Source organism: Bariatricus sp. SGI.019 (assembly GCF_050315235.1).
In the GTDB taxonomy this organism is placed as follows: domain Bacteria; phylum Bacillota; class Clostridia; order Lachnospirales; family Lachnospiraceae; genus JAFBIX01.
On sequence record NZ_JBNPOQ010000011.1, the window covers coordinates 115,862 to 126,815 of the forward strand.

The following is a 10,954-nucleotide window of genomic DNA, read 5'->3' on the forward strand; positions in this document are numbered from 1 at the left end:
GTCTCTCTTTTCCTTTCATTTTATATTTTGCTTTTAAGCAATATTATTTCTATCCAAATTCAATGCGGGCACAATCATTTGCCGCAAAAGGAGGCTTAACCTTCTGACCTCCTTCCTTTTTTGCACCTCATACTGAATCCATACAAAAGGCCGGCTGCAATAATAAGCAAACCTCCCATTGTAAACGGAAGAGTACCATCTCCACCTGTATCGGGGAGTGATGTGTAATGCACTTTGTTAGTTACGGTTACAGTAACAGGGGATTCTCCATCATTCGAAATCGTTATTTCAGGACCATTTGTATAAATAACATCAAAAGTCTTTTTATCTACCGTAGCTAACATATTATTTTTTATCGGCTGATCCGTATCATCCAACTCATATATGTAATAAGTCTTTCCCAACTCCAGATTTGTAAATTTTGCCTTGCCATCTTCAGGCGTCACACTATTGTTCTCATACGTGATTGTCCCTACCTGAAGTGGATCTCCATTAGCCGCTTCATTATCGTATATTCCAAAACGATAAGTACCATTTATTTTATTCACTGATCCATCATTCGCATCTTCAAACTTCTTTTCTACATAGGCTTCACCTTTATGATTCGCGATTTCGCAAGTATAAGTACTACTGTCGTAATGGATATCCACACCATCAGGATAATCCGGATATGTGCCATCTTCATCCGCTTTGGCCACTATGAAGTATCTCGGTGTACTATCCAGGACATAACCATCCGGCGCCGTAATTTCAGTAATTTGATAAACGGTGTTGTATTGCATCAATGGCTCTTTTCCGAATTTAAGTTTACCAGAATCATCTGTAGTGCCTGTCCAGATACGGGAGTCATCTGTCGATGGGGTAAATATACCATTTTCCATCGTTCCTTCTTGCATCGTAAATGTCGCCCCAGCCAAAACACTGGTTAGGTCATTCTGATCATATTTTACAATCTCAACAAATGGTGTCCCAGTACCTCCTGCGGTACCGCCTACAGAATAAGAGTAGTCCTTAATTTCCACGCTACTTCCGCCAGTTGTCGCATAACCTTCCCAGTAAGCATCATTTTTAATTGCTACTGTTGTATTTGGTGCCGCTTGCACTTTTGCCTTATAACTGATGGTCAATGGCTGATTATCCGGCACAGTGATTTTCAATATTTGTCCTTCTTGCGATGCAGTAAACTCTACTGTTTCCTGCGCCTTCGTATTAACTACTGCAATAGAAGTCGGATCCAATTTCAGAGTATCAGATAAAGTATCTACAACTGTAAGTGTATCTGTTCCTTCCAACAAATCTTCACCTAAAGGATTCACTTTAATGGTAAATGGAATAATACTTTCACCCTCTGTTGCCTCTTTTTCCATAGTTGAAGTAGATATCGCCACACCGTTCACATCTGAATCCAGTTCATTTCCGCCTTCCGTATACAAAATTGCCTTGTTATTAAAATCTTTGCTCTCGCCGCCAAGTAACACCTCCGGATCAGTTACCCTACAGACCACTTGAAAATCAACGGAATAAACATCCTCTTCCCCACCGGCGATCAGATTATCGACATCCCAACACACCTGATTACCATTAGTATAATAATAACTATTTAATGCATTTTCACCATCAAGTGCTTTATACATGGTATGCTCAGTCCATCCAGACCCAAGACCTGTAATCTGTATCATCTGTGCTCCAGGAGTTCCTCGCGCTTTAGAGCCACGCCATTTAATACGAGCATAGGCAATCTCCATGCCATCCGGTATCTGATCCACAATGCGATAACGTCCAGAGAGATCTCCGCCAAAATTAACTTTGACGGCCCATGAAACATAATAACCCGGCTCAGGCAGACATTCTTTGAAAACTGTTCCCCCATGGTCGCTGGTCTTCGTAACAATATTTTCTCCATCATAAGTGAAAGTTGTACCCAACTCCTTCAGAATATTTGAACCACCATAAAGAGTCTTACTTGCATTCCCCCGATCCTGCCAATCAGTACCATTGTCACTACTCTTTAAATAATTATAATATGTGCAGCTATTACGATTATCTGGGATAAATTCCGGCGCAAGTTTAACTATAATATACATAGAAGTCTCTTCTCCCAATGTAACTGTCTCGTTCATCTGAATTGTCAATTCGCTGAAAGCATCTTCCCCGTTCAGCTTTCTTGAATTAGACAATGTCGCTGTATAACAAGAACCATTAAGCTTTGTCAGAGTTCCTCTTTCCAATGCTTCCGCCACATCACTGCAATCAGTAAGATCTGTGCCATCCGGGAATGAACCAGTAAAAATGCCAACTAATGAATCTCTTCGAAAAACCATAGCACTTTGACTGGTTGTATAATCCTGTAGATAGGTTCCGGCTTTAAAATCTGTTCCGTCCACCTTAATAGCCCAATATAAAGCACCGTTTGACCAACTTCCCTCCGAAGTTTTCGCCCCTTCATAATACCAGGCCGACTTATGTGCCTCAAAACTGTTGCCACCTTCTACTGTAACTTCAGCCGATCCTTCAATGCCTGTAAGAATAAATATGACATCCTCCCCTATAATAATATCACCACTCAGTTGAAAAGTATTCGCTACAACGACCTGACTGACTCCTTCTATCTGTACAGGTTTTGCATAATAAATCAAACGATAAGCATATTTATTATCCGATATCCCTAACTCTTTTAGTGTAAAATCAAATGTCTGAGTTCTATCTATCTTAACCCAAACCGTTTCCTTCACCACATCACTATCATCCGGATCATAAGCTTCGACTTTGACATAGCCAACAAACTGCATATATTGATTACCCAATGTATCTTTCATAGAAGCTGATGTCACATCCCAGTCCCCCAGTTCATTAACCGTAACCGTGTAACAATAACTTCCGGCTGGTGCAGTAAACCTATCTGGTGGAGAACTTTCTTTCACAGGAATATCTCCGGTAGCGTCATAAACATTACCACTAATCACTATATTTTCATCCGTTTTTAAAGGATCACCCACCAGCTTTTTTGCCCAATGGTCATACTGAATTGTCTTTGTATTATTATAAGCCTGCAGCCATTTATTATTTCCATTTTTAGCATTATCCGAATATGCTAATGCACGGTTTTTTACGCTTAACTGCTTTCCACCGGACTCTCCGATTGCTTCCAATCCAACTCGAACCTGATACTGGATACAACGCACAGAACCTGGTTCCATATCCCCAACATAGGCGACAAAACCTTTTTTATCAGAATTCAATGCCGGATTATTGGGGATTTCTTCACTCTTCTCAAACTGAAGTTCTTCTCCTGTAGCTGTTTTATTACTGAAAAGTTTAAAAGAGTCATCTACATAGCTGATATACTGAAGACTATCTGCAAATGTGGCATTGGCAGTATTATTCAGGCTGTCTTCAATCCGAACATTTTCCAAAACAAATTTATTCGTAGATGCAGCCTCTATCCAAACTGTATAAGTAATAGTATAACTTCCATCTTCCTCATTCCGAATGGCTTCAGAAGCACTTTTCTTCATATTAAGAGTCGCTTTCGGTTCAAAATTAGCTGTATCCGTATCCCTTGGATTATCTTTTGAATAAACGTCCGCTTCATTAGAAATAACTTTATTCGTACTGTTTTGAATATAGGTATAGCCTTTCTCTAATTTTACTTGATAAGTCAACGTCCGCACTTCGTTAGCCGCCATATCTCCAATTACCCATACCAACGAACCCGGTTCTTCTATAGAAGTAGTGTCTTTATAAATTGAACCATGAGCCATACCATCAGCAATGGTTTCACTGGGACTTCCGGAACTGTCAAGTGCTGTTTCCGTAGTACTCAAACCAACATAAGAAACATAGTTTCCATTTGCCGAAAAAGTATCCACCACTTTTACATCCGGGCAGCCATCAATACCAGCAGTTACAGTTAGCGTATACTCCAGATAGTCTCCGTCCTCAGTTTTGATGATTTCCGGTTCTACAGACTTGACCACATCTACATTTCCATATTTAGAAATAATCTCTGATTCAAAATTAGCTTCAATTGTTACATCGCCAACTATAATTTCTGTTTTTCCTTCTTCGCCAACCTCCGAAAGATTAATCTGGCTTTCCACATAAAATGTTCCATCCAGAGTCGTATTTCCACCATTTTGCAACTCACGAAGCCAGGTTTCATCAAACGTTATAGTCAAAATATTATTCTCAACCGTAATCGTTCCGACTGTTTTACCACCACTTGTCACTTCACCATTTGCTACAGGATCTCTTAAAATTGAAGGAAGCGTATAAGTCAGCTTGCCACCATTACTCAGAAGAGTCTCCAGTGGAACATTCTTATAAGTAACATCCAACCTAAGATCTGCATCACCTGGGATAGTAGCGTCTTTTATTGTGAGCCAGTCGGATGTACCTTTTTCTCGATACTTTAACTCAGCGTCTGTGATATAAGGCGACACATTTATTGCTTCTGTAACTTCTTCCGTATTATCCAATACGTCATCAACCTCATCTTCCGAAAGCACATCCATTCCATGTGCTTCTGCCGTCAATAAATCACTCTCTTCTGACTCTTCTTCCTCAGAAGTATCCTGTGCTGTATCCTTCTCTACATCATCTTTCGCTTTATCAGTATCTTCCTCTGTATCTGATCTTTCCGGATAACACTCTTCTGTGTGCTGATGCTCCAAAACCTCTGTTTTTCCACAGACTAATTTTCCCTCCTCCATACATTTATCAGTATGAGTATGAAGGAGTACTTCCTCTTTCTCACAAACTAAAGTTTTTTCTGTTACATAGCAATCCTCAGTATGGGTATGCCCGGCACTTTCTTCTTTCTCACAACTCAGCACCTTATCCCATTGGTAACAATCATCTGTGTGTTCGTGCTCCGCTCTTTCACATATTAAATTACCCTCTTCATCATAGCAGTCTTCACTGTGAGTGTGCTCTTCCTGTGTGCAGATCAAATCTGCTTTCTTGCTGATATAGCAGTCATCCTCATGAACATGACCTTCTGACTCCTCCTGTCCGCAGACAAGTTTTTTCTCCTCCTGGTAGCAGGAAGCTTGATGTTCATGTTCTTCCACCTCTGGAAGATCACAGAGCAATTTTCCAGACTGATCATAACAGTTCTCGTCATGTGTATGCACTACAAAATCTGCATAACCACAGATAAGATTTTGTTCGCTATCGTAACATTCTTTTGAATGTTGATGTATCTCCAGACCGCAATTCGTAGTCTTTTCCATCGTAATTGCCGGCAAGATCAACATATAAGTAGTAATAAAAATCACAACTGCTGCCATACAAGTAACAACTTTATACCATAATTTTTTTCTTTTATTTTTCTTTATGTATTTTTCAGCCTGCTTTCGCACTCTTTCAAACAAAACACTTCCTCCTTTCCATTTATTCTCAAATTTTCGTAAATCTCATTAATGGCCAGACTCTAAAAACAATTGTACCAACAATCTGTTCTTCGGAAACACATCCGACCATATTATTTCTTGAATCAACAGATACATTTCTATGGTCACCCATTACAAAATAACGCTCATCTGGAACTTGGTATGGTAATTCAATATTACAGTCCCCTAATGCCTTTTCGTTCAAATAAGGCTCGTCCAGCATCTCATTATTAACGAATACATTCCCTTCTTCATCAATATCTACCCAATCACCCGGACCGGCAATTACCCTTTTTACAAGAATTTTATTATTAAAATAAAAGGCAATAATATCTCCCGTTTTCATATCAGATGACTTAACTGATACAACTATATCTCCCTCTTCCAGAGTCGGCGTCATAGATGTTCCATATATTTGCAGCACAGGAGTCCACAGTGTTGCAACCAAAACAGCAATCGCCGCAACAACTACCAGTGTATAAATCGTACTGCGAAGCACACCAGCATAGCGATGCCTATACCTTTCACGCTTTAATTCCGCTTCCAATTGTTCAATTTCCGGTATCTGCAATTCTCGTTTATGTTTCATTTTATCCCCATTCAATCTCATCGAGCATCTGGAATCTTCCCGTACCCTATAATCCTTATATCCGTCAAATCATAAATCACATAGTTCACACTATCATCCGTATCCCCTTCAACGGTCTTTATCTTCGCACAAGAAACATCCGTAGCAGGTATCACTTCAGCAACTATTCCAACATGATCAGCAATTTTTCGGCTTGCTGGATCATTCATATCCAAAAAAATCAGATCACCAGATGTTGGTGTGTATTTACTGGCATCACGATAAATCCCATCTTTTCTCTTCCGGAGCTTTTGGACCCACTGATTGCACTCTGTCTCAAGAGGAAAACTTTTTACCTTTGCATAACTTAAACAAAATGATACAAATACAGCACTCCAGTCTTCATCATTGCTCTCAGTATATCCCACCTGACTCTCAGCAATCGCCAGCACATCCTCTGACCAGTCACCTGTCAGATCCACGTGCTCTGCCCCATTTTTCCATTCCTCTCTGAACTCTTTTTCCACATCAGAATTCTTTCTTGACATTACATACCAATCATTCGAATATAAATAAGCACATACACATAAAACGCCAAGTACGGCAAGCACAATCAAAACCTTTATTATCTTATCCCGACGAGCACGCTTTTGCTGCCATAATAGATATTCAGCAGCATACGATAAAATATCGTCGTTACGATTGTCCATATGCATATCCTCCGCGAGTCCATTTGCCTTTCTTAAATATCTTTAATTTATTTCAATCATCTATTCCTAAGTACATATAATTTTAATCTATGTTCCGCATAATATCAATATTTTTAGTAATAATTCTTATTTTTCTTTTCATAGATTTAACATTTTCCTGAACAGAATTTAACGTCTTTCATATCGTAATCTTATTACGATAAAAAAGGAGTTTTCTATATGAAAGAAAATACACTAAACAAATAATCAGTACCTTCTTAATAAAGCCACACCCCTCTCCTATGATTCTCGTTCGGTAAACTGGGAAAATTCATCCGAAGAGGCCACCGGTGAAACAAACTACATTATAATCCCCAGCTTTGACGAAATATCACTGGAAGCGGGAAGTGATCAGGCAAATATTACTCTGGCAAACCCTTCCGACAATACATGCAACTTCCAGTTTCAACTAATATTAGAAGATGACAGCGAAACCATTTACCTTTCTAAAATGGTCGCTCCCGGCTCGATTGTAATTGCTTCCATGATTTGTTTGATTTTCATAGGATTTCTCTGCCTACTAATTAATTGAATTTTGCCTGATTTGGCATTGATTTGTTACAGATTATTAGAACCCTGGGCTGTGAATTCACTTCACATGCCCAGAGTATTAATTGAAAATATTGTCATGCATATATCAAGTAATTTAAATTCGTTAGCATTAGGCATTAAGTTTCGGATAAATATCTTCCATAAATTCATCATAAATCGCAAACAATTCATCAATGCATTTCTTATATTGTTTTACCATTGCAATAATTTCATCAGATTTCTTTGCAACATCTTTGGAACTTCTTAGCTTTGCAAACTCTTTAGGCATCCGTATTAATTGTTTCCGATAAGTTTCATATTTAGGCCATACTTGAACTATTTGACTATAAGAGAAGTTTCTCAATTGTGTACTTAAGTGTTCTCTCAATATAATTCCTAAAATATCAGCACAATCAAAAAACGCACGAAAGATATGCCCAAGTGCTTTACTTAAATTGCTTTTTACGTATTCCTGATCTTCTTTATTCAGATCTTCTAAAGAAACGCTACACATACGAGAATATGCTCGAACAATATGTTCAAGAGAATCTCTTTGCTCCTTAATTGGTTGAATAAAAGAACTAAAATCGCTTTCTAATTCTTCTGATAAAATATACAATTCTTTTGTCGTATTATGAATAAAACTATAATCGTTCCAAAAATTTTTTATATAATCATCCATGAATACACCTGCAAATAATCTTATGGAAAATATATCGTTTTTTCTAATTCATATAATTCATCTACGGACTTTATTCGTCCCTGCCCCAATCGAACAGAACCACGTATCTTACTACTATATTTCTTTGAAACTGAACGAATTTTATCTATGTCATTAGTAAAAGGTGGCAAGGAAACATCTTCTATTGGTTGCGGCTCTTTTAAAACAATTTTCTTAAGATGATATAATGAAAAAACAATACCGCCTCCCAAAATAAATAACGGTAACATTATTATTATAAGCTGAATCATATAGTCCCCACCTCCCTTTTAATTTCTATAGATGAAATAACAAATACTATTAATCCCAAAACAATTAACACAAGTAATGTTGCTATGTTAATCCTCATATTTACTGCAACACCGACTCTTTCATTCCAATTTGGGCTAAAAAAAGATACTGTATATACAATTATCAATACAAACGTATACGCGATCAATATTGCGCCCATACCTTTTGAAAAAGTTTCATAACGTTGTTCCATAAAATATATTTCCAAAAAAAGCAGAAAACCTGTGCTAAAATTTATAAATAGAATACTCTGATCAGTCCAAAATAATTGTACTATATCAATATGTTGTTTTACTGTTAAAAATGTTCTAAGGCAATTATATACTACTGGTAATGCATTAATCATTATTCCCACAAACCAGTAGTCGACAGAAATTGTTTCCAATTAATTTTTATTCTATTTTTTACTACTTTATGTACCGTACTCATTGTACATCTTCCTAAATTAACAAACTAGCCCGACCAAAAGGTCGGGCATAATCTCTCGCAATTCCTCGGTAGGACTTATGGCACTGCCCCCCTACTGTCTTCGGTAACAACGCATATATTATATTACATTTTTTCTCTATTTGCAAGCCTTTTCAAAAATTCTCCTTGTTGTTTATTTCAAAAATTTTTCTTCACTCCAGTCACATTTGTTTTTCTGACAGCATTGGAAAAGAGCTCTAGTTTAACAGTCCCCGGCAGTTGGCCACTCTGTTATTCGTGGATTGGTTGCCTACAGGCTAATGGTCCGCCGTTGAGTTCTACGATCTAAAAGCGTGGATCACAGTGTTTCATGTGCGCACATAGGGAGGCCGCAGATAACTCAGACCTTACAGTGACCACAGCTCTTTTCTAATACTGTCAGATTGTTTACTTGTTACCTTTGGCAGAAACAGCTGCAGTATGCTGCTTTTTCTGTTTGACTATGATATACATCTACACTACTTTTGTTTCAATATTATCTGTCATCATTCCCCATACAAAGCATGCTAGTTCTCTTGCTATTGCGGCTACTGCCACATTCCTTTTCTTGCCATGTCTTATAAATTTATAGTATCGACTCCGCAATCTCGTATTCGCCTTGTCGGCATACGCTATCACATCTGCCGTATTACCATTTTGTCTTGCCCTCAAATCTTTTGATTTATGTCCAACTGCTCCCTTGCATATTCCACCGGATGCTTCTATCAGCAGTTGTCTCAGATGACTGTTCCCTGCTTTCGTTATTCCCAGGCGGTGTATACTGTCAGAGCTTGAGTTTTCTCCCGGTGCAAGTCCCAGATATGCTGCATATTGGTTCCCTTTTGCAAATCTCTCAAAATCACCGGTTTCAACAATCAAAGATAATGCTGTATGTGTTTTAATTCCAAGGAAACATTCTAACCGCTTTACTTTTTCACGATATTTTATTTGAGCTGCGATTTCTTCGATTCGTTTATCAAATCGCTCAATCTTCGCCTCCTGCTCCTCGTATGAAGCCATATATTCATCCAGTGTTTCCCGATACAGTCTGTTGGTGATTTCCAGTTCTTTTATCCATTTTAAATGTGCCTGTGTCCACTTTCTCCCATCATAGCAGAATCCGTGTCTTATACAGAAAGCATTGATCTGTTGTTTGATTTTCTTCAGTGCCAGTTTATGATCATTTCTCATCCGAAGATATTCCTTCACAGAATCATCTTCTTCTGTCGGAATGTAAACAGCATGATATCCACCATACAATAAACACTGTGCTATCATATGTGCATCTCGCATATCTGTTTTTATTCTTACGCCCTGTTGAGTAAGCATTGTTGTTGGCGCAAGTATTACACATTTTATTCCAGCGGCTGTGAGCTGATTGTAAAGTGAATATCCAAGGCACCCTGCCTCATATCCACACTGGATATCATAATCATGGTTCAATCCAAGCTTTTGCTTTAGATTTTCGATAAACATCAAAATATTTTTATAATCCGATGTCACCTTAATCGTAGCAAATATGCGGTCTTCCTCGCCAATCACCGGCTCCATTGCGCATAATGTGTAATTTGTGGTATGGACATCCATTCCAATTTTTAGTATTCTTTTCATATGAGTGATCTCCTTTTGTATGCGGTAATTCCTGTTACCTTTGTTCTTATCAAACTCTAGTATACAGGTAAACCCACGTTGCTACAAATGTGAGGTCACTTCATATTATCTAAAAAACCTTAGATTTTTTAGAGTAATTATCTCACAAAAACTAGCAAGTGGCATGGTACCGGCTATTTACCATTTACAAGAAATACTATAGCTTTCGCAGATCTCGAACAGCAATACTGGCAAGCTCTTTCCATCTTCATCGACTGCTAAGATCCCAATAAATAGTATATTTATCTTCTATTCTACTACAATAATTTGATTTATTTTTATAGGATTCCTCTGCTCTTCTTAATCTGATATTTTGCCTGATTCGGCCTGATTTGTGCTACAGTCACCAGATGCTGCAAAGCACTGCGCCCTGCAACATCCGGTCATAGATATGATTGATATTAATTATAAGAAATTACATTTTACATCTTTTTCAAAAACTCATCCAAGGATTCGGATCTTGCGGCTAATCTGTGCCATTTCTTCAACGTTTCCAGATCTTTTTCACTTGTGATTCTGTTTCGAAGTTCATCCGGAATCTCGCCCAGATCATTCATTAGTTCTAATAACATTTCTAAAACAGCTTCCGTTTTTCCTTCTGCTA

The 10,954-nt window shown here is 38.0% G+C and carries 7 protein-coding genes, 1 pseudogene and 1 other annotated feature; all 8 genes and pseudogenes read right to left on the bottom strand.

What is annotated here, in order from left to right; genetic code table 11:
• Positions 1-95: 95 nt before the first annotated feature.
• Positions 96-5,375 carry a SpaA isopeptide-forming pilin-related protein gene (locus ACQRD1_RS08845; protein ID WP_427787278.1) on the bottom strand — a complete coding sequence of 1,760 codons (5,280 nt, stop codon included), beginning with the start codon at positions 5,373-5,375 and terminating at the stop codon, positions 96-98.
• Between the two features lie 25 nt (positions 5,376-5,400).
• A complete protein-coding gene (lepB, locus tag ACQRD1_RS08850) occupies positions 5,401-5,982 on the bottom strand; it encodes a signal peptidase I (RefSeq protein ID WP_235234039.1) in 582 nt (193 codons plus the stop codon).
• A 17-nt stretch (positions 5,983-5,999) separates the two neighbouring features.
• Positions 6,000-6,671 (bottom strand): hypothetical protein, encoded by a 672-nt coding sequence (locus tag ACQRD1_RS08855; protein WP_427787279.1) that lies wholly within the window; start codon positions 6,669-6,671, stop codon positions 6,000-6,002.
• Between the two features lie 700 nt (positions 6,672-7,371).
• Positions 7,372-7,923: a hypothetical protein gene (locus ACQRD1_RS08860; RefSeq protein ID WP_235234043.1), complete on the bottom strand. Its 552-nt coding sequence runs from the start codon at positions 7,921-7,923 to the stop codon at positions 7,372-7,374.
• Between the two features lie 20 nt (positions 7,924-7,943).
• Positions 7,944-8,213, bottom strand: coding sequence for a hypothetical protein (locus tag ACQRD1_RS08865; protein ID WP_235234044.1), 270 nt, complete (start codon positions 8,211-8,213; stop codon positions 7,944-7,946).
• Entirely contained in the window at positions 8,210-8,599 is a 390-nt protein-coding gene (locus ACQRD1_RS08870; protein ID WP_427787280.1) for a hypothetical protein, read from the bottom strand. Before ACQRD1_RS08870 ends, ACQRD1_RS08865 begins: the two co-directional genes overlap by 4 nt.
• 95 nt (positions 8,600-8,694) lie before the next feature.
• Positions 8,695-8,804 (bottom strand) — a sequence feature (ribosomal protein L10 leader region).
• Positions 8,805-9,174: 370 nt separating this feature from the next.
• Positions 9,175-10,311: an IS110 family transposase gene (locus ACQRD1_RS08875; RefSeq protein ID WP_235234216.1), complete on the bottom strand. Its 1,137-nt coding sequence runs from the start codon at positions 10,309-10,311 to the stop codon at positions 9,175-9,177.
• A 461-nt stretch (positions 10,312-10,772) separates the two neighbouring features.
• Positions 10,773-10,954, bottom strand: a pseudogene (locus ACQRD1_RS08880) (Rpn family recombination-promoting nuclease/putative transposase); the annotation flags it as partial.

Coding starts and splice junctions, on each gene's coding strand:
- ACQRD1_RS08855 (WP_427787279.1), bottom strand. CDS start 6,671: ATGGACAATCGTAACGACGATATTTTATCGTATGCTGCTGAATATCTA.
- ACQRD1_RS08865 (WP_235234044.1), bottom strand. CDS start 8,213: ATGATTCAGCTTATAATAATAATGTTACCGTTATTTATTTTGGGAGGC.
- ACQRD1_RS08870 (WP_427787280.1), bottom strand. CDS start 8,599: ATGATTAATGCATTACCAGTAGTATATAATTGCCTTAGAACATTTTTA.
- ACQRD1_RS08875 (WP_235234216.1), bottom strand. CDS start 10,311: ATGAAAAGAATACTAAAAATTGGAATGGATGTCCATACCACAAATTAC.
- ACQRD1_RS08860 (WP_235234043.1), bottom strand. CDS start 7,923: ATGGATGATTATATAAAAAATTTTTGGAACGATTATAGTTTTATTCAT.
- lepB (WP_235234039.1), bottom strand. CDS start 5,982: ATGAAACATAAACGAGAATTGCAGATACCGGAAATTGAACAATTGGAA.